Source organism: Actinoplanes utahensis (assembly GCF_016862455.1).
Taxonomy (GTDB): domain Bacteria; phylum Actinomycetota; class Actinomycetes; order Mycobacteriales; family Micromonosporaceae; genus Actinoplanes; species Actinoplanes utahensis.
This window is the reverse complement of sequence record NZ_BOMZ01000003.1, coordinates 67639-93680: the sequence shown is the minus strand read 5'-3', so window position 1 is coordinate 93680 and position 26042 is coordinate 67639. Positions and strand designations below refer to the sequence as shown.

Sequence of the window (26042 nt, the reverse complement as noted above, 5' to 3'; positions counted from 1 at the left end):
TTCGCGGGACCGATCAGCACCGGCATGCTGGCGCTCACCTGGTACGAGCAGATCGCTGAAGGCACCCGGTTCGCCCTCGGCGTCTTCGGTGTGGCCGCGGCCGTCCGTGCCGCGCGGACCCGAACCCTGCCGCCCCGGCTGCGGCAGGCGTGGGGCGCGGTCGCCGCCTGCTTCGCCGTGCTCGTGGTGACCGTCCCGCTGCCGATGGTGCTCGGCGGATCGCGCTGGGACGACGTGACGCACGTGCTGTTCGTCGGCGCGCTGCTGATCGCCCTGCAACGGTTCCCGCTCGCCGTGGGCGACCGCCGCGGCCGGCTCAAGGCGGCCATCGACGCGCTGACCGTGATGGCCGGCGGCTCGGTGGTGCTCTGGTACACCACGATCGGGCCGCAGCTGCGCGACTCCGGTTCCATCCCGCTCACCGACGTGTTGTTCCCGCTGGGTGACCTGGCGCTGCTGTACAGCGCGGCGCGAGCGCTGCTGCGCGGCGCCGAGGAGTCCGCCCAGCGGCCGTTGCGGCTGCTCACCGCCGCGACGTTCATCCTGTTCACCGGCGACGCGCTGCACGGCCGTCTGACCGCGATGCCGGAGTCCTGGCAGTACGTCTGGTGGATCGCCGCGGACGCGCTGCTCGCGGCGGCCGCCGTCGCGCAGACCCGGCCCCGGGTGGGCCGGGCCCCGCGCCGGACCGTCGCCGCCGGGCGGTACCTGCCGTTCACCGCGGTCGCCGTCGCGCACCTGCTGATGCTGGCGCAGGCCTGGCAGGACGGCTCGTTCCACCCGTGGGGCGGACTGGCGCTCGGCAGTGCGGCGCTCAGCGTGCTGGTGCTCTACCGGCAGACGCTCGTGCAGCGGGAGAGCGACGAGCGGGCCCTCACCGACGGGCTGACCGGGCTCGGCAACCGGAGCATGTTCCGGCAGGTGTCGTACCGGACACTGGCCCGGGGCACCCGCACGGGCATCCTGGTGATCGACATGAACGGTTTCAAGGAGATCAACGACACCCTCGGGCACAAGGTCGGCGACCGGGTGCTGGCCGAGTTCGCCGGGGTGCTGCGCCGCAGCGTGCCCGCCTCGGCGATCCCGGCCCGGCTGGGCGGCGACGAGTTCGCGGTGGTGCTGCCCGACATTCACCGGCCCGAGGAGGCGTACGAGGCCGCGGGGCGCCTGGCCGCCGCCCTCGGCCCGGTCGTCGTGGACGGCCACCTGATCACCCTGGCCGCCAGCATCGGCGTCGCCGTCACCGACGCCGGCCGGCTCACCCACGACGAGATCGTGCACCGCGCCGACCTGGCCATGTACAAGGCGAAGTCCCTGGGCCCGCAAACCCGCTGGGCGATCTGGCAGGAGTCCCTGGAACCATCCTCCGCCGACCTCCCCCTGGCCGCCTGACGACTTCGCGGTCACCACCACACCGCCCTCCCTCAACACCGTCCTTCCACCACCGCACCGCCTTCCGCCGCGACCCTCCTCCGCGCGACCGGAATGCGGCCGGGACCGCCCGCTCCACCTCCGGCGACCCGGACCGCCCGCTCCACCTCCGGCGACCCGGGCCGGTCGCCGCGGCGGGGCGCGGGCGGCGGTCACTCGTTGTGCAGGACCCGGGCGATCGTCAGGCGGGCCGCGGAACGTGCCGGCAGCAGCGCGCCCAGCACCGCGATCAGCACCCCGCAGAGGACCATCAGGGCGAGCGTGACCGGGTTCCACACGGCCATCACCGAATCCGGCAGGGTGATCTTGGCGGAGTCGGCGGCCATCGGAATGACCAGCCGGTGTGCGGCCAGGCCGAACGGGATGCCGAGCAGGCCACCGACCACACCGAGCGCCGCCATCGACGTCACCAGCATCGTGATCACCTGGCGTGGCGTCATCCCGATCGACTTGAGCATGCCCAGATCACGGCGGCGGTCCAGGACGTCGAGGGCGACCGTGTTGAGCACCCCGAGCGCCGCCACCGTGGCCAGCAGCAGCGCCAGCACCGTGGCGAACGTGGTCACCACCGGCGTCACGTCGTCCCCGCCGCTGTTGTCCCACGGCGACAGGCCGGGATCGGCGGCCCGGACCGCCCCCATGTATCCCGCCAGGTCGGTGCCCTCGGCGACCTCCACCTGGTAGTAGTAGTCGTCCGGGGTGGCGCCCGGCACCTCCCGCCACGGCGCGAACAGCGCGTCGTCGCCGGAGCCGGGCAGCCCCATCATCGTCACCCCGACCAGGGTGACCGTCATCCGGTCGCCGGCCACCTCCAGGGTGAGCGTGTCACCGACCTTCAGGCCGCGCTCGTTCGCCATCTCGGTGGGCGCCACCACCTCACCCGGCGCCGACATCCACCGGCCCGCGATGAGCTGCCTCTCATGACCCATCGCCGCGACGTCACCGCGGACGAAGTCCACCTGGACCGGGCTGCTCTGCCCCACCATCGCATAGCTCCGGGTCACCGAGATGCCGATCCGCTCCGTGCCCGGCAGGCCGCGGAGCAGCGCCTCGACCTCCTGATGGGTGCGGGTGCTCATCGTCTCGTTGAAATCAGGGTTGCCGGGACGGATCCCGATGTCCCCGCCCGCCTCGGTGCCCAGGGCGGCGACCCGCAGGAGCGAACCGGACAGGCCGGTCGCGAACGTCACCGTGATCACCCCGAGCAGCAGCGACGCCATGGTCAGCGCGGTCCGCGCCGGCCGGGCGAACGGCAGGCCCAGCCCGAGGCTGACCGAGCGCGGCAGTCGCGTACCACTCAAGGCGCGCTGGACACGCAGACCGCGACCCCGCCGCGGAGCGCTGCCCGCGCTGATCGCCTCGGCGGCCGACAGCCGGCCGGCACGCCGGGCGGGCACCAGCGCGGTCAGCAGCACCAGCCCCGGCACGCCGAGCAGCCCGGCCACCCACACCCACGTCGGCACGCCGGTCTGCCCGTAGCCGAGATCGCGGAACGTGTCACTGAGCAGCGGGTATGCCCCGGCCACACCCAGGGCCGTGCCGAGCACCGCGCCCGTGACCGCCGGCACCGACACCATGGTCAGATAGACCGCGACGACCTGCCGCGGAGTGAAACCGAGGGACTTGAGCACCCCGATGTGCCGGAACCCGGAGACCACCGCGCCACTCACCACGTTGCCGACGATGAGCACGGCGACCAGCAGGCCGAGCACCCCGAACGGCCCCAGGAACGGCAGGTAGACCCCGGCGGTCTCGGCCGCCTCGTCCTTCATCACCTGGTACGGCTGAGCCGCGAGCAGGGACCGGCCGGGCAGCCCCGTGGTCACCCCGGACAGTCGCTGCCGCACGGCCTCCCGGCTGGAGACGTCGCCGGAGAACCGGTAGAGCATCTGGGTGCCGGCCGGATCCAGCTGCGCCACCTGCGCGGGAGTCGCCCAGGCGTCCGCGGAGGCGCTGACGCTCCACGCCCACCCGACCACCCGCAGCGTCGTCCCGCCCACGGTGACCTCGCTGACCGCGGACAGCGGCCCTTGTGCGAACCGCTCCCCGTCCGCCGGCACCGCGTTGAGCACGACCTCGCCCGGCCCGGTCGCCCATCGGCCCTGCCAGACGTCCAGGCGGTCCACGTCACCGTCCGGAGCGGCCCGCCCGACCACCCGCAGCGGCCCGCGCAGCCAGGGGCCCGGATCGTCGCTCTCCAGGCTGACGGTCGCCTGCGCGAACGGGCCCGCCGACGCCGCCACCCCCTCCCGCGCGCCGGTGAGCTGCGCGTCGCTGACCAGCGCCCGGTCGAACGCCGCCACCGCGTGCGCGCCCCGCTGGGCGGCGAAGACCCGGTCGAACGGCGTAGAGGTGGCATCCAGCAGCGCCAGCGACACCACCACGGTGGCCGTGCAGAGGAACGCCACCAGCCCGATCACGAACGTCTGCAACCGGCGCCGGCGGACCGCGGCCCGCGCGGCCGCCCACACGGCTCTCACACCCGGTCCAGGGTGGACTCGGCCGCGATCCGCCCGTCGGCGAACTCGACCAGGCGGCTGGCGCAGCGGTGCGCGAGCCGCTCGTCGTGGGTGACGATCAGCAGCGTCTGACCGATCTGGTTGAGGTCGATCAGCAGGTCCATCACCTGCTCACCGGCCCTGCTGTCGAGAGCGCCGGTGGGCTCGTCGGCCAGCAGCAGGGCCGGCCGGTTCATCAGCGCGCGGGCGACCGCGACCCGCTGGCGCTCACCGCCGGACAGGGCGGCCGGATAGAGGTCGCGCCGGTCGGCGATGCCCAGCTCGTCGAAGAGCTCCAGCGCCCGGCGCCGGGCGGTGCCGGCCGGCGAACCGGTCAGCTGGGCGGCCAGAGCCACGTTGTCCAGCGCGGACAGATCGTCGAGCAGATTGAAGAACTGGAAGATCATGCCGAGGTGGTGGCGGCGGAACAGGGCCAGGCGCGTCTCGCTCATCAGGTCGAGGCGCTCGCCGTGCACGGTCACCTCCCCGGAGGTCGGCCGGTCCAGGCCGGCGACCATGTTGAGCAGCGTCGACTTGCCACAGCCGGACGGGCCCATCACGGCCACGGCCTCGCCCCGGCGGATCCGCAGGGAGACGCCGTCCAGGGCGGCCGTCTCGCCGTACTCCTTGCGCACACCATCGAGGCGCACCACCGTCTCTGTCGTCATGTCGCTGCACGCTACGGACGTCCTCAAGCCAAGCGCATCGGCTGCCGGATGGAATCGGGCCGTGGTAGTCATACCGGGGATGTACGGGCCACCGACCACGGGATGATGCGCCCGGCCATCGCTGTCTGGCACTGTTCCGTGCGTGGGAACGTGGATGCTCGTCGTGGCGCTCGTGACGGCCTCCCTGGCCGCTGCGGGCCTCGGGCTCGCGCTGCGCCGGGCCCGGCAGCGGCACGAGCGGGCGCTGGGGGAGCGGGGCTGGCTGCTCGAGCGCGAGCGGGAGACCGCGGCGCGGGCCGCCGTCGGTGAGGAGCGTGCCCGCATCGCCCGCGAGCTGCACGACATCGTCAGCCACAACGTCAGCGTCATGATCGTGCAGGCCGGCGCGGCCCGCGAGGTCCTGGCCACGATGCCGGACGAGGCGGGCGCGGCGCTCGCCGCGGTCGAGCGCGCGGGCCGCGACACGATGACGGAGCTGCGGCATCTGCTGGGCCTGCTGGCTCCGGCCGCCGACGGCGACGATGACGACGACGAGGGTACGGTGTTCGCCCCTCAACCCACCCTGACCAGGCTCGGCCCGCTGGTGGACCGGATCGCCTTCGCCGGCCTGCCGGTCGAGGTGCGGATCGCGGGCGAGCCCCGGCCGCTGCCGACCGGCATCGACGTCACCGCGTTCCGCATCGTGCAGGAGGCGCTGACCAACGCTCTCAAACACGGTTCCGGCGGCAAGGCCGAGGTCACCATCCGCTACGCCGGCCACTCCCTCCGCGTCGAGATCCTGACCACCGGCCCCAGCGTCCTGACCGCCGGCCATCCACGCCGGCCGTCCCGGCCCACCCGCCCCGCCACTCTGTCCCCGGGGCCGGGCCGCTTGAGCGCGGGTGCCGGCAGGGAGGAGCGGAGCGGAACCACCGACGGCGCCGGCCGTCCCGGTGGCGCCGACGGCCGGGAGGAGCGCGGGACCGGGCGCGGTCTGGCGGGGCTGCGCGAGCGGGTCGCGCTCTACGGCGGCGACCTCGACGCGCGGCGCAGGCTCGGCGGCGGCTACCGGGTCCGCGCCCGCCTGCCCTTGGACGCGAGATGAGCGATATCGGGCCGCGGGTGCTGATCGTCGACGATCAGGAGCTGATCAGGACCGGGTTCCGGATGATCCTCACGGCCCGGGGCATCGACGTCGTCGGTGAGGCCGGTGACGGGGCTGCCGCGGTCGAGGCCGAGCGGCGGCTGCGGCCCGACGTGGTGCTGATGGACATCCGGATGCCCGGCCTGGACGGCATCGAGGCCACCAGGCGGATCCTGGCCCGTACCCGCGACTGCCGGATCCTCATGCTGACCACGTTCGACCTGGACCGTTACGTCTATGCCGCGCTGACCGCCGGTGCCAGCGGTTTCCTGCTCAAGGATGTGACCGCCGACCACCTGGCCGCCGCGGTCCGTCTGGTCGGCACCGGCGACGCCCTGCTCGCCCCGTCGATCACCCGCCGCCTGGTGCAGCGGTTCGCCACCGAGAGCGAGACCCCGGCGCTGCACCGTGACCTGACCGCGCTGACCCCCCGCGAGCTGGAGGTTCTGACCATGCTGGGCCGCGGCCTGTCCAACACCGAACTGGCCGAGGCCCTCACCCTGAGCGAGGCGACCGTCAAGACGCACGTCGCCCGCATCTTCGCCAAACTCGACCTGCGCGACCGCGCCCAGGCCGTCATCCTCGCCTACGAGACCGGCCTGATCACCCCGAGCGCATGATCCCCACTGGGCTGATCCCCACCGCGCGGGAGGCGGGACCGGGGAGCGGTGCTGCCGCCGGGTCGGCGGCTGTGGCTGTCAGGTGTTTCTGCGCCGGCGGCGGACGGCGGCCAGCCAGAACAGCAGCGGGGTGAAGACGATGGCGAGGCAGGCGAGCGGCACCAGGGCCCACGCGATGATGGGGCGCGCCGGGAACGGTCCGGCGGTGGGGACCGGCCCACCGAAGCGGCCGGCCTGCACCAGGTCCTGGGCCACGTCCAGGGTCAGGACCCCGTCCGGTGGGTCGAGCAGGACGCGGGTTCCGCCGTCGGTGCCGAGACCCAGCAGGGTGACGTGGCCGGTCTCCCACCAGCCGGTGTCGTCCCAGGCGCGATCGGCGCCGCGGGAGGTGTCCCGGTAGGCGTCGTGTTCGGGCTCGTGGCGCAGCACGACGAGGTCACGTCCCTGGCTCCAGCCGACGGCGCGGACCGCCATGCCGGTGACCGCGGGCAGTTCCGGGCCGGTGGTGGGTGCGCCGGTGGCCGCGTCCCGGTAGGTGATCGTCCACCGGCGGGCGGCGAGCGCGGCGGCGTCGCAGTCCTCCAGGCAGCCGTCGAGGTTGGCGATCGCGATGCGGGTGCCGTCCGGGTGGAACGCCCCCGTGCCGGCGAGATAGGCGCGCGGGCCGAGGTCGACGGTCCAGCGTGTGCCGCCGTCGGGGGCCGTCAGCCGCAGCGACGAGCCGTGGGACACGGCGATGCCGCGGCTGTCCGGGGCGAACGCGCCGCGTGACGCGGCCCGCTCCGACCCGTACGGCTGCTTGTCGTCGAGCGGCTGCACGGCGCCGCTGCTCAGATCCACCCACACCAGCTGGGTCGCGTCACTGCCGAACGTGTACGTCTCGGCGAGCATCGACCGGCCGTCCGGCGCCCAGGCGACCGGCCCGGCCCAGCGCAGGTCTTCGATGGAACCGGCCAGCGAAGCCGGGCCACCGGACGAGACGGAACCGCTGGGCGACGCCGAGCTGCCGGGCGAGGGGGAACCGCTGGGCGACGCCGAGCTGTCGGGCGAGGGGGAACCGCTGGGCGATGCCGGGCCACCGGGGGAGGGGGAACCACTGGGCGACGCCGGGCCGCCGGAGGAGGCGGGGCTGCCGGCCAGCGAGGTGGCGCCGACCAGGGTGGTGGCGCCGGTGGTGAGGTCGATGATCTCGAGGGCGTTCTGGTAGGCGGAGGGCTGGGCCAGCCGCCGCCCGTCCGGGGACAGCAGCACGTCCTCGCCGGCGGAGATGTCGTCCCAGCCGCCGTGCAGGGTCATCCGGTAGTCGCCGTTGCGGCCGACCACCGCGATCTTGCCTTCGGAGTCGATGATGTCGGTGCCGCGGAAGCCGAGGGTGTCGCCGCCGGCCAGGACGGAGGCGGGGCCGGGCGGGTCCATGTCGACGGTGGCCTGCCACATCCACGGCAGGTCGAGGCCGCCGGGGACGGTCTCGCCGGGCGGATCCTGCCAGGGGCGGCCGGCCAGCACACCGGCGCCGGCGATGGCCGGCAGGACCAGCCCAATGATCAGAATCGCTTTCCGCACCCGGGCGAGTATGCCGGACCGGCGCAACCGCCTCGTGCCCCACAGGGCGGAAGTCGCGAGGGTACGGGTCACACCATGGGATCTTTCTTGAACGCTCGTTAAGCTGACTCCCATGACCGTGGACCGACTGCTTCCCACCCCGGAGGCACACGACCTGCTCGACCTCACCACCGAGCTCGCCACCCGAGAGCTCGCCGGCAAGGTCGACGACTTCGAGGCGCGGGGCGAGTTCCCCCGCGAGATCCTCCGCACGCTGGGCCGTTCCGGGCTGCTCGGCCTGCCCTACCCCGAGGCCGACGGTGGCGCCGGCCAGCCGTACGAGGTCTATCTCCAGGTTTTGGAGATCCTGGCGGGCACCTGGCTGGGCATCGCCGAGGCGGTCAGCGTGCACACCCTCTCCTGTTTCCCGGTGGCTTATTACGGCACGCCCGAGCAGCGCAAGATGCTGCCGGAGATGCTCGGCGGCGAGCTGCTCGGGGCGTACGCCCTCTCCGAACCGCAGGGCGGAAGCGACGCCGCCTCCCTCGCCACCCGCGCGGTCGCCGACGGCGACGACTTCGTCGTCAACGGCACCAAAGCCTGGATCACGCACGGTGGGCGGGCCGATTTCTACAACCTCTTCTGCCGTACGGGTGAGCCCGGCGCCCGGGGCATCTCCTGTCTCCTCGCCGACGCCGCCACCCCCGGCCTCCTGCCGCAGGCCCCGGAGCGGCTGATGGGCCTGCGCTCGTCCGCTCCGGCCCAGATCGTCCTGGAGGACGCCCGCATCCCGCGGGACCGCCTGGTCGGCACCGAGAACCAGGGTTTCGCCATCGCCATGAGCGCCCTGGATTCGGGCCGTCTCGGCATCGCCGCGTGCGCGGTCGGCCTGGCCCAGGCCGCCGTCGACTACGCCACCGGTTACGCCAAGGAGCGTGAGCAGTTCGGCCGGCCGATCGCGGAGTTCCAGGGCCTCGGGTTCATGCTCGCCGACATGGCCACCCAGGTCTCCGCGGCCCGCGCGCTGCTGCTCGCCGCGGCCCGGTCGAAGGATGCCGGCCGCCCGTTCTCGATCGAGGCGGCGAAGGCGAAACTGTTCGCCACCGACGTCGCCATGAAGGTCACCACCGACGCGGTGCAGATCCTCGGTGGGTACGGCTACTCCGCCGACCATCCGGTGGAGCGCTGGTTCCGGGAGGCGAAGGTGCTGCAGATCGTCGAGGGCACCAACCAGATCCAGCGGCTGGTGATCGCCCGTTCGATGACCGCCGGCTGAGACGCGCGGTGGGCGATCCCCGCCGGTGACTGAACGAGCAGTAATGTCACGAGTGTGGAAGAGATCGACCAGGCGATCGTGTCGGCCCTGACCGCGGACGGACGGTTGTCGTACACCGACCTGGCCGAGCGGGTGGGCCTCAGCGTCTCCGCCGTGCACCAGCGGGTCCGCCGCCTCGAACAGCGCGGCGTCATCAACGGCTACACGGCCAGGGTCTCGTACGAGGCCCTGGACCTGCCGTTGACGGCGTTCGTGGCGATCCGCCCGTTCGACCCGTCGCAGCCCGACGACGCCCCGGACCGGCTGGCGCACCTCGCCGAGATCGACTCCTGCTATTCGGTCGCCGGGGAGGACTTCTACCTTCTTCTGGTACGGGTGAAGAGCCCCGCCGATCTCGAACGGCTCCTGCAGGACATCCGGACGGCCGCGAACGTCACCACCCGCACGACGGTGGTGCTGTCCACGCCGTACGAGAACCGCCCTCCCCGGATCGCCGCCCCGCCCGCCGGCTGACCCGCGGCCGTGGAGAGCCTCACCAAGAACCGGCAGGCGCCCGGCACGCTGCGGGCCATGATCGAGCGCGCCTACGGCCCCGGCGAGACGCTGGACTCCGCCGAGGAGCTCGGGCACGGCTGGTTCAACGTCGCCTACCGGATCCGGCTGCGGCTCGCCTGGACCCGGGGCCGGCTCGACGAGTCGGTCGTCCTGTTCGGCTGACTCAGTCGACGTCCCTGGACAGCATCTCGTACGCCGACGGCGGCAGGACCGGCGCGTCCTTCGGGGCCGTGGGCGCGGCCGTCTCCCCGTACCCCGAGATCTTGATGACCAGCGGCGGCTCCGGCTCGTGACCGCCGGCCGGTTCGGAGGCGAGCTGGCCGGGCATCGTGACGGTGAACTCGGTGAGCCGCCCCTGACCGTCCAGCACCGCCTGGTACGACATGGTCTTCGCCGCCGGACCGTACAGATGGGTGGGGTCGCTGAACAGCAGGTTCAGATCCGGGTCCACCTTCGTCGCGTCGAGCGTCCCGGTGATCGTGTCCCCGGCCCGCGCGGCGGTCGTCACCGCGGTGACCAGCCCGCCCGCGCCCGGAACGTCGTACTCCCCGGGCTTCGGCAGCGGGGCCATGTAGTCCAGGCCGCTCTGCTCGTCGATCGCCGCCGCCGCCACCAGTTCCTTCGCGTCGGCGCGCACCCACCGTTTGCCGTCCAGCAGCGCGTAGATCTTCTCGATGTCCTTCAGTTGGGCCGCCGTGGCGCCGTGCTGCTTGTACAACTTCATGTACTGATCGCGCATCTCGGCGCTGCCGTGCAACAGGTACCGCAGGTAGACGACGTCGCCGACCCGCATCGCCGCTCGCTGCTCATGCTCCAGCAGCACCCCGTCCGGCAGGTGGACGTCACCCCGCTGCACATCCTGCGACAGGTAGGCCCCGGTCCGGCTGAACGAGTAACTGCCCGTCTTCAGCGCCTCCGCCGACTTCAGCAGCGCCGCCCGGGCGTCACCGGACGGCGTGGTCCGACCCGTCGACGGAGCGGCTCCGGGTTTCGCGCACCCGGCCACACCGAGCACGGCGGCGAGCGCGACGGCGAGCATTCTCGAGGTTGTCACCGTCCCAACATAATGACCTTGCTCAAGTGGCCCGCCGGGCGCACCCTGACCGGATGCCTGCCGTCCCGCCCGTCCGCCGTGTCCGTTTCGAGGTCCGTCCGTGGTCCACCGCCCGGGAACTGCTTCCCACCGTCGACGGCGTCAGCCTGGTCGACCTGGTCGCGGGCTACGAGCGCGCGTCCGGCTTCGACGTTCCCGGAGCGTACGCCGGGCTGGTGCTCGATGACTTCGACGCCGCCGACCTGACCGGCTACCTCACCGGGCGGCCCGAGACCGCCTACCGGGACCGGCAGGGCGTGATCGCTCTCCTGGGCTGCGACTGCGGCGAGGTCGGCTGCTGGCCGCTGGAGGCGCAGGTGCTCACGAAGGGTGATCTGGTGATCTGGCGCCACTTCACCCAGCCGTTCCGCCCCACCCGCGACTACGGCGACTTCGGCCCGTTCCTCTTCCACCGCACCCAGTACGACGACGCGGTCCGGGAAGCCGCTGCCACTCCCCACGCGAGGTAGCCGCCACCCATCACCCCGGGCCGGCCGATCCGTCCCGCCGGATTGATCTCGTAGACGGCATCGGCGACCATCGGCAGGTGAGCGTCGATCGGAATCCTGTGGAACTGCAGATCAACGAGGTTCGGAACTCCCAGTGGGCGGAAGCGACCGTGACCGTGCGCAACCTCGGCGGCACGGTCTTCCGCGGTGCCAGATTCCACCGAGTCGACGGCGCGGAGCACCTGATCGACCTGGAGCTGACCCGCATCATCCACTACCAGAGAACGGTCGACGAGCTCTCCGGCGGCCACACGGCCCTGGTCACCCTGAGCGGGTCCGGCGCACGCGTCCTTCGGTCGGGCACTCTGGCCGACGGCTGGCAGTGCATCGAGGGCCACAACGGTCCGACTCCCGGTGCGCCCGATCAGTGACCGGTCGCGCATGCACGAATCCTTGCCGCCCTGCCCGGAAGGAGGCCGGAATCGCCGGCGCGCAACGTCCACTGGCGACAATAGCCCGGCGGTAACCGCGTCCGGATTGACGGAAGCGCTATTCATGGGCCAATACATTGACCACATGACCATCCGGGTCCTTGACGAAGAATCGCCGGACACCCCATGGTTCATCGGTCAGTTCGTGCACGATCTCGGCCCCGGCGGCACGGGCGGCTTGGTAGCTGGCATCGACGTCGTCGACCTGGACCGAGGCGACGGGGACGACCGGCGCCGTCGCGTCATGCGTCATGATGCTCAACTGCACCTCGGGCCGCTGCGGATCGGCGAGCGTCACGATCCAGCCATGATCCATCACCACCCGCAGGCCGAGGACACGGGTGTAGAAGGCGACGGCATCCTTCATCGACCGAGTCTTGAGGTCGGGCACCACGCGATTGACTGTCACGCGCGGATCGTATCCCTGACCGGCGCCCACGGCGGTCCGAAGTGCAACGCACCGTCATGCCGCCGTCCGGTTGTGCCGGGCGGGTGTCGTGGCCTGCTTCGGTGCGGCTACGGCCGGTAGGTGAAGGCGCCGCAGTACTCCAGTGAGGAATCGCGCGGTGTGGCGATCACGTTCGGCGGGAAGACGCAGACGGCGCTGTCCGCCCACCGTCCCGGGTCGAGATCGGGAAGCCATTGCTCGGCCCACGACGCGTCGCGCAGCAACTGCCGAACGGGCATCGCCTTGCCGGCGTGGGTCGTCTCGATGGTGGACGGCTCGTACTCGTGGAGGCCGATCTCCTCGATGAATCGCGACGGCACCGCATCGCCCTCGGCGGTGTACGTCGGCTCGACGAAGGTTCGCAGTTCCTTCTCCGACGGGAACCGGCCGGTCGAGACGAAGACATGAACGATCGCCATGTTGCGATCCTAGATCTCGCTGTTCGGCAGCGTCCTGATCCGGCGCTCGGGCGCCTGGTCCGCGGCCAGACGAGTTCGTCGCCGTTCGATCTCCGCCGTGTTCCGCCGGATGGTAGCGGGGGACAGGAGCGGGTCCGGATGTGTCTTTCCCGGTTCAGGCGGAGGGGCGTGCCGCGAGGAACCGGCGCCGAGTCCGGTACCGGCCGGGCACGACAGCGGATCCCGGTGGAGGCCGGACCGGTCCTGCCCGGCGGTGACCGGGTCATCGCGGCGAGGTGGCGGCGCCGGGCAGGAGAAGCCGCCCCACCGGCGGTACGTGGCTACGCCGGGAAGGCGGCGCGGGACTACTGCCGGTACGTGGCGAGGAACGTGCCGAGGCGGCCGACGGCGTCGTCGAGGACGTCGACCGGTGCCAGGAACACCACCCGGAAGTGGTCCGGTGTGTCGATGTTGAAACCGGTGCCGTGCGACAGCAGCAGGTGCTGCTGCTCCAGCAGGTCGATGATCATCCGCTCGTCGTCGCGGATCTTGTGGACGGCCGGGTCCAGGCGGGCGAACAGGTACAGCGCACCCTCCGGTTTGACGCACTCCACGCCGGGGATCGCGGTCAGCGACCGCCACGCGTGCTCACGCTGCTCGTGGAGGCGCCCGCCGGGCCGGACCAGCGCGTCGATGCTCTGGTAGCCGCCGAGCGCGGTCTGGATGGCGAGCTGGGCCGGCACGTTCGGGCACAGCCGCATGTTCGCGAGCAGCTGCAACCCTTCCAGGTAGTCGGTGTCCCGGCCGGTGAACCCGGTGACCGCGAGCCAGCCGGAACGGAACCCGGCGGCCCGGTGCGTCTTCGACAGGCCGCCCATGCTGATCATCGGCACGTCCGGGGCGAGCGCGGCGGCGGAGTGGTGCACCGCCCCGTCGAACACGATCCGGTCGTAGATCTCGTCGGTGAGCACCAGCAGCCCGTGCCGGCGAGCCAGGTCGAGCATGCCCTCCAGGACCTCCCGCGAGTACACGGCGCCGGTCGGGTTGTTCGGGTTGATGATCACCATGGCCCGGGTGTTCGGGGTGATCCGGGACGCCAGATGCTCCAGGTCGGGCTGCCAGCCGGCCGACTCGTCGCAGCGGTAGTGCACGGCCCGGCCGCCGCACAGCGACACCGCGCCGGTCCACAACGGGTAGTCGGGGCTCGGCACCAGCACCTCGTCGCCGGTGTCCAGCAGCGCCTGCAGCGTCATCACGATCAGCTCGGAGACGCCGTTGCCGAGCATCACGTCCTCGGGCTGCACGCCGGTGGCGCCCTGGTTCTGATATTTCTGGGCGACCGCGACCCGCGCCGAGTAGATGCCGCGCGCGTCGCTGTACCCCTGCGCCGACGCCAGGTTGTGCACCACGTCGTTGATGATCGGGTCGGGGGTGGCCAGGCCCCACGGCGCCGGGTTGCCGATGTTGAGCTTGATGATCTGGTGGCCTGCCGCCTCCAGCTCCTGTGCCCGCCGCAGGACCGGCCCACGGATGTCGTACCGGACAGCTTTCAGCCGCTGCGCCTGCTTCACCAGCACACTCTCCCACGATTGACGTCGTCGTCCTGGCAGCCTGACACATCGGCGATCGGCCGGGCGACGGCCAATCGCCGGTTCATGGCTTGCCGAAGATCCGGTCGAGTTGCGCGTCCAGAGCCGCACGGGCCTCACCGGCGGTGTACTGCCCGCCGAGCAGATAGACCCCGAGGCCCTCCATGAGGGCGAGCAGGCCGCGGGCTTCGACCTCTTTCCCCGGTACGGGCAACAGGCCGGCGATGAAGTCGACCATCTGCGCCGTCTCGTCCCGCAGCGCCGCCGACGCCGCCGGCCGCACGGCCGTGTACGCCAGGAACGCCATCGCCACCTTCGCGTCGGCGCGGGTGTCCTCGGACAGCGGCAGCAGTGTGCTGATCAGGGTGTGCAGCAGATCCCGGGGCGCCGGCCGGTCGCCCAGTCCGGTGATGGCGGCGGTGACCCGCTCCTGGTTGCGTTCGCGCACCACGTCCATCGCGAACGTCATCATCTCGTCCTTGGTGCGGAAGTAGTGCTGCACCATCCCGGCGGACACGCCCGCCTCGGCGGCCACGTGCCGCAGGCTGACCGCTTCCAGGCCCTGTTCGGCGGCGACCCGCATCAGCGCGTCGGCGATCAGGGTGCGGCGCTGCAACCGGTCGACCTTCTTGGGCATGCCGTCGATGCTGTCACGCAGGAGGGGCGGGACGGACGGTGGGGACGCCGGGGCGGAACCAGCATTGTCCTAGGACGCTGTAGCGGGTGTGACGTTTCGCGGCGGGCCCGGCCGGGAAACACCTGATCGAGAAGAAGATGACGACACCGGCCGAGGAGGTCTGACCCATGAGCTTCACCGACAAGGTCAAGAACAAGGCCGAGGAGATCGCCGGCAAGACGAAGCAGGGCGTCGGCGAGGCGACCGACAACGAGCGGCTGTTCGCCGAGGGCCAGGCCCAGGAGGCGTCGGCGCACGCCAAGCAGGCGGGCGAGCACGTCAAGGACGCCGGCCGGGACGTCAAGAACGCCCTGAGCTGAGCCTGAGTCCGACCGGAGTGGACGTGAGGGCGGGCACCACCCCCGGGTGCCCGCCCTCCTGCTATGCCGCCTGCTGTTTACGCCACCAGGCCTGACCCGACTCGGGCAGGGTGTCGATCGGGTCGTAGTAGGCGTACAGCTTGGTCAGGGCCTCGCTGTCACCCGCCTCCAGGGACGTGCGGTAATTCTTGGTCCAGTACGAGATGCCGTGCTCCCGGTCGTAATCGGCGATCATGTGCACCCACCGTTTCCCGACGAACGGCACGTCGCAGACGATGCGCGGGGTCGCGTACCCCGGCAGGTAGCCCATCAGGTCGTGCTGCAGCTGCTGGGCGTGCCAGACCGGGACGCGCCAGTGCTCCGCGTTCGGGATCATGTCGCACATGTAGAAGTAGTAGGGCAGGATGCCCGCCTCGCCCTGCAGCGCGAAGCAGAGATCGAGCAGGTCGTCGGCGGTGGCGTTGACCCCGCGCATCAGCACGCCCTGGTTGCGGACGTCCCGGACACCCACCTCCAGGAGGGTGCGCACCGCGCGCGCGACCATCGGCGTCAGCGAGTTCACGTGGTTGACGTGGGTGTGCACGGCCAGGTTGACGCCGCGCCGTTCGGCGGTGACGGCGACCCGGTGCATGCCTTCGACCACGTCGTCCTGCAGCCAGTGCTGCGGCAGGCCCATCAGCGCCTTGGTGGCGAGCCGGATGTCGCGCACGGTCGGCACCGACAGCAGGCCCATCAGGTACGCCTCGAGCTGTCTCCACGGCACGTTCGCCACGTCGCCGCCGGAGACGACCACGTCCCGGACCCCCGGGTGGGCCTTGAGGTAGGTGAGGTGGGCCTCGTACCGGTCGGCGGGTTTCTGCACGAGTTTGAGCTTGGCGACCGCCGGGGTGCTGTTGCCGACCAGGTCCATCCGGGTGCAGTGGCCGCAGTACTGCGGGCAGGTGGACAGCAGCTCGGCGAGCACCTTGGTGGGGTAGCGGTGGGTGAGTCCCTCGGCGACCCACATGTCGTGCTCGTGCAGTGAGTCGCGCGCCGAGTGCGGGTGCGACGGCCAGTCCCGGCGCCGGTCGGAGGCGATCGGCAGCATGTAGTTGCGGATCGGGTCGGCGGTGAACGACGCGGTGTCGGGCGCGGCGTCCGGGACCATGGTGTTGAGCATCTGCGGCGGGATCAGCATCGACATGGTTGCCAGGCGCTGCTGGTCGGCCTCCAGGTCGGCGTAGAAGGTGTCGTCGACCAGGTCACCGAGGACGGCGCGGAGCTGCTTGACGTTCTTGACGCAGTTGACCCGCTGCCACTGGGCGGACTGCCACTGGGCGGCGGTGACGTCGCGCCAGCCGGGGAATCGGGTCCAGTCCGGCTCGACCAGCTCACGCCGCCGGTATTCGTAGGGCTGTCCCGCTGCCGTCTCTGCCACCGGATCCTCCTGACTCTGGACTGCCGATCAACGTACTGGATATTCTCCGGTCTAGAAAGCGTGAAGCCGGAGGATTTACGGTGAGACGGCGCTTGTTCACGATTGTTTTATGGGGTGGAGGTCGGGGATGTCGGGGTCGACGGGTTTACGGCGGGTGCTCGAGCCGGCCGGGGTGCTGCCGCAGGCCGCGTGGCGGCTCGACGCCTCCCCGGAGATCGGGCCGGACGAGGTGCGGATCCGGGTGCGGCGGCTCAACCTCGACGCGGCCAGTTACCGGCAGCTGTCGGAGAAGCACGGCGGTGACGGCGCGGCGATCCGGGCCGAGGTCCTCGACATCGTCGCGACGCGCGGGAAGATGCACAATCCGGTCACCGGGTCGGGCGGGATGCTGATCGGGGTGGTCGACGAGGTCGGGCCGGAGTCGCCGCTGCCGCTCAAGCCGGGGGACCGGGTGGCCACGCTGGTGTCGCTGACGCTGACACCGTTGCGGATCACCGACGGCCTCGAAGGCTGGGACGGGCTGAGCGAGCAGGTGCCGGCCGCGGGGACGGCGATCCTGTTCGGCCGGTCGGTGGCCGGGGTGCTGCCCGACGATCTGCCGCCGGAGCTGGCCCTGGCCGTCTACGACGTGTGCGGGGCGCCGGCGCTGACCGACCGGGTGATCCGCGGGCACGACCGGTGGCGGGGGCAGGCCGGCGTCGAGGGCGAGGAGCCCGGGCGGGCGGTCAGCGTGGCGGTGCTCGGCGGGGCGGGCAAGAGCGGGTCGCTCACCCTGGCGGCGGCCAAGCGCGCCGGCGCCCGTACCACCGCGGTGGTCCTCGACGAGGCCGAGCGCGACGCGCTGCGGGGGACCGGTCTCGCCGACCGCATCGCGATCGCCGACGCACGGGACCCGGTCGCCGTCAGCGAGGCCGTCGGCGAGCCCGCGGACGTCACGGTCGTCTGCGTGGACGTGCCGGGCTGCGAGCATGGGGCGATCCTGGCCACGGCCGAGGGCGGCACCGTGATCTTCTTCTCGATGGCGACCAGCTTCTCCGCCGCCGCGCTCGGCGCCGAGGGACTCGCGGCGGACGTGACGATGCTGGTCGGCAACGGTTTCGTGCCCGGGCACGCCGATTTCGCGGTGGACCTGCTGCGGCGGGTTCCCGCGGTGCGGGCGTTGTTCGAGGCGCGGCTGGCGGCAGACTGAGCCGCATGACGAACACTCCCTCCGTCCGTTACGTGAACGGCCGCTTCTACTCGGCCGCGGAACCGCGCGCCACCGCCATGGTCACCAGCGGCGACACGATCGCCTGGCTGGGCGACTCCGCCGACGCGCCGTTCGCCGACGTCACCGTCGACCTGGACGGCGCGCTGGTCACGCCCGCGTTCGTGGACGCGCACGTGCACGCCACCGACACCGGCCTGGCGTTCGACGGGCTGGACCTGTCGGCGGTGCGGTCCCCGGGCGAGCTCCTGGAGAGGGTGGCGGCGTTCGCGGCGACCCGGCCGGCCGACGGGGTGGTGCACGGGCACGGCTGGGACGAGTCGACGTGGGCGGACCAGACGCCGCCGACCGCGGCCGAGCTGGAACGTGCCGGCGGCGGCCGCCGGGTGTACCTGTCGCAGGCCTCGGTGCACTCGGCGCTGGCGTCGTCGTCGCTGCTGCCGGCCGCGGCGGGGGTGGCCGGGTACGACGCGTCCGGCTGGGTGCGCGAGGAGGCCCACCACGCGGTCCGGGCGATCGCGCTCGGCGCGCTGACGCCCGCGCAGCGGACCGCGGCGCAGCGGACCGCCCTGGCGCGGGCCGCGTCGATGGGCATCGCCGCGGTGCACGAGTGCGGCGGGCCGGGCACGTCCAGCGAGGCCGATTTCCAGTCGGTGCTGGCGCTGTCCGGTCAGGGCCTGCCGCAGGTGTTCGGGTACTGGGGTGAGCTGGGCGGCGCGGAGCGGGCCCGGGAGCTGGGCGCGCACGGGGCGGCCGGTGACCTGTACGCCGACGGCGCGCTCGGGTCGCGGACGGCATCGGTGCGGCAGGCGTACCTCGACGGCGACCACGGCTGCGGTGAGGCGTTCCTGACCGCCGACCAGGCCGCCGAACACCTGCTCGACTGCGTCCGGGTCGGGTTCCAGGGCGGCTTCCACGCGATCGGCGACGCGGCCATCGAGACCGTCCTCGAGGGTTTCGCGATCGCCGCGAGGAGTGTCGGCGTGGACCGGCTGCGGTCCGGCAACCACCGCATCGAGCACGTCGAGCTGATCGACAAGGCGATGATCGCCCGGATGGTGGAGTTCGGGGTGATCGCCTCGGTGCAGCCGGTGTTCGACGCGCTGTGGGGCGGCGCCGACCGGATGTACGCGCAGCGTCTCGGCGTGGACCGGGCGCTGGCCAGCAACCCGATCGGGGCGATGCACGCGACCGGGGTGGCGCTGGCGTTCGGGTCGGATTCGCCGGTGACGGCGCTGGACCCGTGGGCGGTCGTGGTGGCGGCGGCGGCCCCGCGCAACCCGCGGTTCCGGATGACGGTGCGGTCGGCGTTCGCGGCGAGCAGCCGCGGCGGCTGGCGCGCGGCCGGGGTCGGCGGGGCGGGCGTGCTCAAGCCGGGCGCGTCGGCGACGTTCGCCGTCTGGGAGACCCCGGGCGGCCTGGCCGAGGGGCTGCCGGCGCTGCTGCCGGACGTGGACGGCGCTGTTCCGGCGCGGCCGGTGTGCCGGCGCACGGTGCTGCACGGCGAGACGATTTTCGAGGAATAGAGGAGAGCATCGACGTGGCGGGGAAGCTGGATCTGGACGCGGCCGTGGTCGCGCGGGCACGGGAGTTGGCCGCGCGGGCCGGGCAGCCGGTCGTCGACCTGGCGCGGTCGCACACCACGGTCAGCGTGGAGCGGGCCGTGCTGCGGCTGGCGGGAGTGCGCGGCGCCGACCCGGACGGCATCCCGTGGGTGAACCGCCTCGTCGACGCGGTCCGTGCCGACGTCGGTCTCGAGCACGGGGTGGCGGTGCCGGTGTTCCACGCGCTCGCCGGATCCGGTGTCGAGGACGTGACGGTGCTGGCGCAGAAGGCGGCGGCCGGGTCGGTGCGGTTCTCCCTGCCGTCGGGGAAGGCCGCGACGACGGCGCGGCGGCTCGCCAAGCGTGCCACCGCCGCCGGGCTGAGGACGGTGGACCGGCGGCGGGCCGAACGAGATCGGATGATCAAGCGGTACGGGGATCCGCGGCAGCGCCCGTGGATCTACCTGATCGTCGCGACCGGCGACATCCACGAGGACATCCCACAGGCGCAGGCCGCCGCCCGGGCCGGGGCGGACGTGATCGCGGTGATCCGGTCCACCGGGCAGTCGCTGCTGGACTACGTGCCGGAGGGCGCGACCCGGGAGGGTTTCGCCGGCACCTACGCCACGCAGGAGAACTTCCGGCTGATGCGGGCCGCCCTGGACGAGACGTCCAAGGAGGTGGGGCGGTACGTGCGGCTCACCAACTACGCGTCCGGGCTGTGCATGCCGGAGATCGCCACCCTGGCCGGGCTGGAACGCCTCGACATGATGCTCAACGACTCGATGTACGGGATCCTGTTCCGGGACATCAACCCGATCCGCACCTTCGTCGACCAGCGGTTCTCCCGGCAGATCCACGCCCGCGCCGGGATCGTCATCAACACCGGCGAGGACAACTACCTGACCACCGCCGACGCTGTCGACGCCGCGCACACGGTGACGGTGTCGCAGTTGCTCAACGAGTTCTTCGCGCACGAGGCGGGCCTGGCGGACTGGCAGCTCGGCCTCGGCCACGCCTTCGAGATCAACCCGGATCTGCCGGACTCGTTCCGTCTCGAGTTGGCGCACGCGCTGCTGGCGCGGGAGCTGTTCCCGGAGGCGCCGCTGAAGTGGATGCCGCCGACCAAGCACATGACCGGTGACGTGTTCCGCGGCAACCTGCTCGACGGGTTCTTCAACCTGGCCGGGGCGCTGACCGGTCAGGGCATCCTGCTCGTCGGCATGATGACCGAGGCGGTGGTGACCCCGTGGCTGTCCGACCGGGACATCGCTCTGCAGAACGTCCGCTACGTCCTCAACGGCGCCGGGAACCTGCACGAGGACTTCACCCCCGGCCCGTTCATCCGGGGCCGGGCCGACCAGGTCCTGTCCGAGGCCATCGGCCTGCTGGAACGCATCGTCGACGACGGCCTGCTGAACGCCATCGCGGACGGCACCTTCGGGATCATGAAACGGCCCGCCGACCGGGGCAAGGGGCTCGACGGGGTCGTCGCGACCGGCGCGGACTACTACAACCCGGTATCGGAGGAGCTGTGATCATCCGCCCGTACGGCGACACCACCGGCGACGGGATGGTGCAGCTCTCCTTCACCCTGCCGATCCCGCACGACAAACGCGCCGAGGGCGCCGCCCTGCAACTGGCGAACCGGATGGGCATGGACCCGGCGATGCTGGTGCACGCCAAGCAGATGGGCGACGGCTACACCTTCTTCGTCGTCTACGGCAAGGTCACCCACCTCGTCGACACCGACCAGGTGCAGGTCGTCGAACGCGACTTCCCGCTGCTGAGCGCGAAGGAGGTGAACGCGGCGGTGAAACGGGGGCTGCGGCGGCGGCTCAGCGTCGTCGGCGCGTGCATCGGCACCGACGCGCACACCGTCGGCATCGACGCCATCCTCAACCTCAAGGGCATCGCGGGGGAGAAGGGCCTGGAGTCCTACCCGGAGCTGGCGGTCACCAACATGGGCGCCCAGGTGTCGGTGCCGGACCTGGTGGAGACCGCCCGGGAACGCAAGGCCGACGCGGTGCTGGTCTCCCAGGTGGTCACCCAGCGCGACGCGCACCTGCACAACACGCGGGCCATGTCGGCGGCGTTCCGGGAGGCGCTGCCGGCCGGGAAACGGCCGCTGCTGATCGTCGGCGGGCCCCGCTTCGACGAGCTGATGGCCGCCGACCTGGGCGTCGACCGGATCTTCAGCCGTGGCACCACTCCCCGGGAGGTCGCCTCCTATCTCGTGCACGCTCTCGTCGGAGGCTCGAAATGATCACTGTGACGCATCGCCGGTATGTGCCGTACGCGCACGCCCACTACGCCGGCAACCTGGTCGACGGGGCCTACTCGCTGGGTCTGTTCGGCGACGTGGCCACCGAGATCTGCATTCGGCTCGACGGCGACGAGGGGCTGTTCGCGTCCTACGACGACGTGCAGTTCAAGGCGCCGGTGCGGGCCGGGGACGTCCTGGAGATCTCCGGGACGGTGACGAAGACGGGCACCCGGTCGCGGAAGATCGCCTTCGAGGTACGGGTGGTCTGCCGCGGGACGGGCGGCTCGGCCGCCGAGGTGCTGCCGGAGCCGATCGTGGCCACCACCGCCGTCGGGACGGTCGTCGTGCCCGCGAAGCCATGACGGCCGTCGTGTGTGTGGACGTCGGGTCCACGTACACCAAAAGCATCAAGATCGATCTGGACGGCGCGGAACCGGTCGGCCGAGCGGAGGTGCCGACCACCTCGTCCTCCGATGTCCTGGCGGGTCTGGACGCGGCGGTGGCCGCCGTGGGCGGCGGTGACGAGCTCTACGTCTGCTCGTCGGCGGGCGGCGGGCTGCGGCTGGCCGTCATCGGGTACGAGACGCTCGTCACCGCCGAGGCCGGGCACCGGGTCGGCCTGTCCGCGGGCGCGCAGGTGGTGCACGTCACCGCCGGCCCGATGACCGGTCCCGATCTCACCCGGCTGCGGGCCGCCCGCCCGGACGTGCTGCTGCTGGTCGGCGGCACCGACGGCGGCGACGGCGAGATCCTGCTGCACAACGCGCGGCGACTCGCCGCGGCCCGCATCCGGTTGCCGGTGGTCCTGGCCGGCAACGCGGAGGTACGGGCGGACGCGCTCGCGATCCTGACCGGCCGCGGTGTCCCGGTGACCGCGTGCGCCAACGTGCTGCCGAAGATCGGCGTCCTCGACCCGCTCCCGGCCCGCGCCGCCATCCGGGAGGTGTTCCTGCGGCACGTGATCGGTGGCAAACGTCTCTCCCGGGGTCGCCGGTTCGCCTCGCTGGTGCGCGCCGCCACCCCCGACGCGGTGCTCGCCGGGGTGGAACTGCTGGCCGATCTGACCGGTTTCGGCATCCTCGTCGTCGATGTGGGCGGCGCCACCACCGACGTGTACTCGGCGCTCGTCCCGGACGCCGAGGCCGAGACCGGGCCGCGCCGCGACGTGGCGGGCACCCTGTGGCGGGCCCGTACCGTCGAAGGCGATCTCGGGGTCGCCGTCGGTGCCGACGGCACCAGAGCCGCCGCGGCGGCCGAGCGGCTGCCCACCCCGGCCGGGGACCGGGAACTGGCCGCGGCGGCCGCCGTGGTGGCTCTGCGGCGGCATGCGCGGGGCCGGCCGGGGCTGCGTGACGCACGCCTCGTCGTCGGTTCCGGTGGGGTGCTGCGGCACGGCGGCGCAAAGCCGGTCCTCGATGCCGTCCTGACCGACGTCGGGGGCGGTTGGGCGCCGCCGGAGAACGCCCGTGCCGTGGTGGACGAGCACTATGTATTGGCGGCCGTCGGTCTCCTCGCCGCCGATCACCCCGGTGTCGCCGGGCGTCTTCTGGGTAACTCGATCCGGTACAGGAGATGACACGCCCATGGATACGACACGCCGGAACGCGGGGGAGACGGTTGACAGGACCGCGGGGGCGGGACGTACCGTCCTTAGGTCCAGTTCCACGGCGAGCGGTCATGATCCGCTTCGCTCTCTCACCCACTGGCCGCAGCCCTCGCGGGGGTCGCGCGTGCAGCCAGGTCCAGGGGGTGAGGGCGCGCGGGGCGGTGCGGACCGGGCCGCGTTCAGGTGTCCCCTCCGGGGATCGGGGCTTTGGCCAGTAGACAACGGCACGGCGCGGGCATCCGGCGCGCGGCGGGTCGGTCCGAAGGTCACAGCCAGGTCACCGGATCTCACCGGCTGCGGAACCGGCAGGAGCACCCGGAGGGGCGTGGTCGAACCGTGACCGCGCCCCTCCGTCGTCGCAGCTCGCAGGGGGGTAGCCTGCCACGCGTGGAAATGACACTGCCCCCGCCGGAGCTGGCCGAACCAGCCGCCGGCCCCGCCTCGGCGGACCGCCCGCTGCGGCTGCCGCTCGCCGTGGCGTTCGCCGTCGCCGCCGGCCTGGCGCTGCTGCTGGCCCAGCCGCCGTACGACCTGTGGGTGCTGTCACCGATCGGGATCGCCCTGCTGGCCGTCGCGGTGCGCCGGCGCCGGCTGCGCGCCGGTTTCGGGCTCGGTGTCCTCGCCGGGGTGGTGTACTTCTTCCCGCTGCTGCACTGGACCACCATCGCCGGCGACTGGCTGCCCTGGGTGATGCTGTCGCTGCTGCAGTCGCTGTACATCGGTCTGGCCGGGCTGGCCGGCGCGTGGCTGTCCCCGCTGGCCGACCGCTGGCCGGCGCTGTGGCCGCTGCTCACCGGCCTGATCTGGACCACGAGCGAGTTCCTGCGCGACCGCACCCCGTTCGGCGGGTTCCCGTGGGGGCGGATCGCGTTCAGCCAGGGCGACGCGCCCACCCTGCGGCTCGCCGCCTACGGCGGGGCCCCGCTCGTCACGTTCGCCGTCGCCGTGGCCGGTGGTGTCTGGGCCGTCCTGCTCTGGCGCCGCGACACGTCGTGGCGGTCCGCCGTCCTCTCGGGCGCCGGGATGCTGATCCTGTTCGGGCCGCTCCTGCTGCCGCTGACGGCCGCGAGCGGCCCCACCGCCACCGTCGCCATCGTGCAGGGCAACGTGCCCCGCCTGGGCCTGGACTTCAACGCCCAGCGCCGGGCCGTGCTCGACAACCACGTCGGCGCCACCCTGCAACTGGCCGCCGACGTCGCCGCCGGCAAGCAGAAGCAGCCCGCCCTGGTGGTCTGGCCGGAGAACTCCAGCGACATCGACCCGCTGCGCAACGACGACGCCGCCGACCTGATCCAGAAGGCCGCCGACACGATCAAGGCGCCGATCCTGGTCGGCACCCTGCAGCGCACCGACGTGCCGCGCAACAACTACAACGTCGGCCTGCTGTGGAACCCCGGCACCGGCCCCGACCGGGCCCAGCAGTACGCCAAACGCCACCCGGTGCCGTTCGCCGAGTACATGCCGTTGCGCTCGATCGCCCGGCACGTCAGCGACAAGGTCGACCTGGTCGCCAACATGCTCGCCGGCAACACCCCCGGCGTGATCGACACCGGCGCCGTCACCGTCGGCGACGTGATCTGCTTCGAGGTGGCCTACGACGGCCTGGTCCGTGACGTCGTCGACGGCGGCGCCCAGATCCTCACCGTCCAGACCAACAACGCCACCTTCGACGAGGCCGAGGCCCGCCAGCAGCTGGCCATGGTGCGGCTGCGGGCCGTCGAGCACGGCAAGGAGGCGCTCATGGTCTCCACCGTGGGCGTGTCCGGATTCGTGGACAGCGAAGGCGCTGTGTACGGTTCGACCGGGTTCAACACGGCTGCGGTGGTGGTGCGCGACATGAACCTGAGCGGACCGCGTACGCTGGCGACTCGTTCGGGCATCGGGCCCGAGGCGGTGATCGTCTCTGTTACGGTCGTCGCCCTCATCGGTGTGCTGCCCCTGCGCCGCCGGTGGACGGCCAATGACAGGGATGTTGTGAAGGGTTCGGAGGAACGGTGAGCGAGGCGGAAGGCTACCCGGGAGTGGGACGGGTCCTCGTGATCATCCCCACCTACAACGAGGCGGACAACGTCCGGCTGATCACCGAACGGACCCGCACCGCGGTTCCGTCCGTGGACATCCTGATCGCCGACGACAACTCGCCCGACGGCACCGGCGCGATCGCCGACGAGCTCGCCGAGGCCGACGATCAGATCTTCGTCATGCACCGGGCCGGCAAGGAAGGCCTCGGCGAGGCCTACAAGGCCGGCTTCCAGTGGGCCAAGGACAAGGGCTACGACGCGGTCGTCGAGATGGACGCGGACGGCTCGCACGCCCCCGAGGAACTGCACCGGCTGCTCGACGCCCTCGCCGACCACGACGCGGTCATCGGCACCCGCTACATCGCCGGTGGCAGCGTGCACAACTGGCCGCTGCGGCGGCTGCTGCTGTCGCGGGGCGGCAACCTGTACATCCGGATGGCGCTGGGCATGCCGTTCAAGGACGCGACCGCCGGCTACCGGGCCTACCGCATCGCCCTCCTCGACAAGATCGACGTCTCGACGATCGCCTCCACCGGCTACTCCTTCCAGGTCGAGATGACCTGGCGGTCCTACAAACAGGGCTTCCGGATGATCGAGGTGCCGATCACGTTCACCGAACGCGAAATCGGCGTGAGCAAGATGAGCGGCAACATCTTCAAGGAACAACTGCTCAGGGTCACCCTGTGGGGCGCACAGGCCCGCAAGGAGAGCCTGCTCGGCCTGCTCAACCGCAAACCTCGGCAGGGCAACTCCTGGCCGTGAGGTGTCATGCTGGGAGGAGCCCGTCGTGAGACGGGCTCGCGA

Annotated in this window: 26 protein-coding genes; 17 read left to right on the top strand and 9 right to left on the bottom strand. The window is 72.0% G+C overall.

The genetic code is table 11. The annotated features are described in order from the left end of the window. The first annotated feature begins 24 nt into the window (after nucleotides 1-24). Complete coding sequence (locus Aut01nite_RS01730; protein ID WP_052163663.1) at nucleotides 25-1392, top strand: GGDEF domain-containing protein; 1368 nt, start codon at nucleotides 25-27, stop codon at nucleotides 1390-1392. Nucleotides 1393-1583: 191 nt separating this feature from the next. Here Aut01nite_RS01730 and Aut01nite_RS01725 read toward each other — a convergent pair whose 3' ends face one another. Together Aut01nite_RS01725 and Aut01nite_RS01720 are read right to left on the bottom strand one after the other, a co-directional pair. Next, nucleotides 1584-3911, bottom strand: a complete 2328-nt coding sequence (locus tag Aut01nite_RS01725; protein ID WP_173476673.1) for an ABC transporter permease — start codon at nucleotides 3909-3911, stop codon at nucleotides 1584-1586. Next, nucleotides 3908-4597, bottom strand: coding sequence for an ABC transporter ATP-binding protein (locus tag Aut01nite_RS01720; RefSeq protein WP_043524824.1), 690 nt, complete (start codon nucleotides 4595-4597; stop codon nucleotides 3908-3910). Before Aut01nite_RS01720 ends, Aut01nite_RS01725 begins: the two co-directional genes overlap by 4 nt. A gap of 154 nt (nucleotides 4598-4751) precedes the next feature. Here Aut01nite_RS01720 and Aut01nite_RS01715 point away from each other — a divergent pair, with 154 nt between their 5' ends. Beyond that, the gene (locus Aut01nite_RS01715) at nucleotides 4752-5681 is read left to right on the top strand and encodes a sensor histidine kinase (protein WP_043524826.1); all 930 of its coding nucleotides are present in this window, start codon (nucleotides 4752-4754) and stop codon (nucleotides 5679-5681) included. Further along, complete coding sequence (locus tag Aut01nite_RS01710) at nucleotides 5678-6340, top strand: response regulator (protein WP_043524827.1); 663 nt, start codon at nucleotides 5678-5680, stop codon at nucleotides 6338-6340. The genes Aut01nite_RS01715 and Aut01nite_RS01710 overlap by 4 nt, the downstream gene beginning before the upstream one ends. A 78-nt stretch (nucleotides 6341-6418) precedes the next feature. Here Aut01nite_RS01710 and Aut01nite_RS01705 read toward each other — a convergent pair whose 3' ends face one another. Next, the gene (locus tag Aut01nite_RS01705; RefSeq protein WP_043524829.1) at nucleotides 6419-7903 is read right to left on the bottom strand and encodes a TolB-like translocation protein; all 1485 of its coding nucleotides are present in this window, start codon (nucleotides 7901-7903) and stop codon (nucleotides 6419-6421) included. Nucleotides 7904-8015: 112 nt separating this feature from the next. Here Aut01nite_RS01705 and Aut01nite_RS01700 point away from each other — a divergent pair, with 112 nt between their 5' ends. The 3 genes from Aut01nite_RS01700 to Aut01nite_RS01690 are packed head-to-tail and all read left to right on the top strand — an operon-like array spanning nucleotide 8016 to nucleotide 9875. After that, nucleotides 8016-9158 (top strand): acyl-CoA dehydrogenase family protein, encoded by a 1143-nt coding sequence (locus Aut01nite_RS01700; protein WP_043524830.1) that lies wholly within the window; start codon nucleotides 8016-8018, stop codon nucleotides 9156-9158. Nucleotides 9159-9212: 54 nt separating this feature from the next. Further along, on the top strand, nucleotides 9213-9671 hold the full coding sequence (locus Aut01nite_RS01695; protein WP_043524832.1) for an Lrp/AsnC family transcriptional regulator: 459 nt from the start codon (nucleotides 9213-9215) through the stop codon (nucleotides 9669-9671). 9 nt (nucleotides 9672-9680) lie between these two features. Further along, nucleotides 9681-9875, top strand: a complete 195-nt coding sequence (locus tag Aut01nite_RS01690) for a hypothetical protein (RefSeq protein ID WP_043524833.1) — start codon at nucleotides 9681-9683, stop codon at nucleotides 9873-9875. 1 nt (nucleotide 9876) lies between these two features. Here the strand turns inward: Aut01nite_RS01690 and Aut01nite_RS01685 are convergent, their stop codons facing one another. Then, entirely contained in the window at nucleotides 9877-10767 is an 891-nt protein-coding gene (locus Aut01nite_RS01685; protein WP_152628674.1) for a hypothetical protein, read from the bottom strand. Between the two features lie 53 nt (nucleotides 10768-10820). Between Aut01nite_RS01685 and Aut01nite_RS01680 the strand changes: the two genes are divergently transcribed. Together Aut01nite_RS01680 and Aut01nite_RS01675 are read left to right on the top strand one after the other, a co-directional pair. Then, entirely contained in the window at nucleotides 10821-11276 is a 456-nt protein-coding gene (locus Aut01nite_RS01680; RefSeq protein ID WP_236642682.1) for a hypothetical protein, read from the top strand. A 77-nt stretch (nucleotides 11277-11353) separates the two neighbouring features. Then, entirely contained in the window at nucleotides 11354-11686 is a 333-nt protein-coding gene (locus tag Aut01nite_RS01675; protein ID WP_152628675.1) for a hypothetical protein, read from the top strand. A 118-nt stretch (nucleotides 11687-11804) separates the two neighbouring features. Here Aut01nite_RS01675 and Aut01nite_RS01670 read toward each other — a convergent pair whose 3' ends face one another. The 4 genes from Aut01nite_RS01670 to Aut01nite_RS01655 form a co-directional block, all read right to left on the bottom strand. After that, nucleotides 11805-12155 carry a VOC family protein gene (locus Aut01nite_RS01670; protein ID WP_043524836.1) on the bottom strand — a complete coding sequence of 117 codons (351 nt, stop codon included), beginning with the start codon at nucleotides 12153-12155 and terminating at the stop codon, nucleotides 11805-11807. Between the two features lie 107 nt (nucleotides 12156-12262). After that, entirely contained in the window at nucleotides 12263-12613 is a 351-nt protein-coding gene (locus Aut01nite_RS01665; RefSeq protein WP_043524837.1) for an immunity 22 family protein, read from the bottom strand. Nucleotides 12614-12957: 344 nt separating this feature from the next. Beyond that, a complete protein-coding gene (locus Aut01nite_RS01660) occupies nucleotides 12958-14163 on the bottom strand; it encodes a pyridoxal phosphate-dependent aminotransferase (RefSeq protein WP_152628676.1) in 1206 nt (401 codons plus the stop codon). Nucleotides 14164-14245: 82 nt separating this feature from the next. Continuing rightward, a complete protein-coding gene (locus Aut01nite_RS01655) occupies nucleotides 14246-14818 on the bottom strand; it encodes a TetR/AcrR family transcriptional regulator (protein WP_043524839.1) in 573 nt (190 codons plus the stop codon). Nucleotides 14819-14985: 167 nt separating this feature from the next. On the opposite strand from Aut01nite_RS01655, the gene Aut01nite_RS01650 reads away from it, so the two are divergent. Further along, the gene (locus Aut01nite_RS01650; protein ID WP_043524840.1) at nucleotides 14986-15177 is read left to right on the top strand and encodes a CsbD family protein; all 192 of its coding nucleotides are present in this window, start codon (nucleotides 14986-14988) and stop codon (nucleotides 15175-15177) included. 61 nt (nucleotides 15178-15238) lie between these two features. Here the strand turns inward: Aut01nite_RS01650 and Aut01nite_RS01645 are convergent, their stop codons facing one another. Further along, nucleotides 15239-16594 carry a KamA family radical SAM protein gene (locus Aut01nite_RS01645; protein ID WP_043524841.1) on the bottom strand — a complete coding sequence of 452 codons (1356 nt, stop codon included), beginning with the start codon at nucleotides 16592-16594 and terminating at the stop codon, nucleotides 15239-15241. A 127-nt stretch (nucleotides 16595-16721) separates the two neighbouring features. Between Aut01nite_RS01645 and kdd the strand changes: the two genes are divergently transcribed. The 8 genes from kdd (at nucleotide 16722) to Aut01nite_RS01605 (ending at nucleotide 26000) form a co-directional block, all read left to right on the top strand. Next, nucleotides 16722-17783: an L-erythro-3,5-diaminohexanoate dehydrogenase gene (kdd, locus tag Aut01nite_RS01640; protein WP_043524842.1), complete on the top strand. Its 1062-nt coding sequence runs from the start codon at nucleotides 16722-16724 to the stop codon at nucleotides 17781-17783. A 5-nt stretch (nucleotides 17784-17788) separates the two neighbouring features. Beyond that, complete coding sequence (locus Aut01nite_RS01635) at nucleotides 17789-19327, top strand: amidohydrolase (RefSeq protein WP_043524843.1); 1539 nt, start codon at nucleotides 17789-17791, stop codon at nucleotides 19325-19327. A gap of 14 nt (nucleotides 19328-19341) precedes the next feature. Continuing rightward, entirely contained in the window at nucleotides 19342-20883 is a 1542-nt protein-coding gene (gene kamD / locus Aut01nite_RS01630) for a lysine 5,6-aminomutase subunit alpha (RefSeq protein ID WP_043524844.1), read from the top strand. Then, nucleotides 20880-21611 (top strand): lysine 5,6-aminomutase subunit beta, encoded by a 732-nt coding sequence (kamE, locus tag Aut01nite_RS01625; protein ID WP_043524845.1) that lies wholly within the window; start codon nucleotides 20880-20882, stop codon nucleotides 21609-21611. Before kamD ends, kamE begins: the two co-directional genes overlap by 4 nt. Next, complete coding sequence (gene kal, locus Aut01nite_RS01620) at nucleotides 21608-21973, top strand: 3-aminobutyryl-CoA ammonia lyase (protein WP_043524846.1); 366 nt, start codon at nucleotides 21608-21610, stop codon at nucleotides 21971-21973. Before kamE ends, kal begins: the two co-directional genes overlap by 4 nt. Continuing rightward, nucleotides 21970-23187 carry a glutamate mutase L gene (locus Aut01nite_RS01615; RefSeq protein WP_043524847.1) on the top strand — a complete coding sequence of 406 codons (1218 nt, stop codon included), beginning with the start codon at nucleotides 21970-21972 and terminating at the stop codon, nucleotides 23185-23187. Before kal ends, Aut01nite_RS01615 begins: the two co-directional genes overlap by 4 nt. 423 nt (nucleotides 23188-23610) lie before the next feature. After that, complete coding sequence (lnt, locus tag Aut01nite_RS01610; protein WP_052163664.1) at nucleotides 23611-25215, top strand: apolipoprotein N-acyltransferase; 1605 nt, start codon at nucleotides 23611-23613, stop codon at nucleotides 25213-25215. Next, nucleotides 25212-26000, top strand: coding sequence for a polyprenol monophosphomannose synthase (locus Aut01nite_RS01605; RefSeq protein WP_043524848.1), 789 nt, complete (start codon nucleotides 25212-25214; stop codon nucleotides 25998-26000). Before lnt ends, Aut01nite_RS01605 begins: the two co-directional genes overlap by 4 nt. Nucleotides 26001-26042 lie beyond the last annotated feature (42 nt).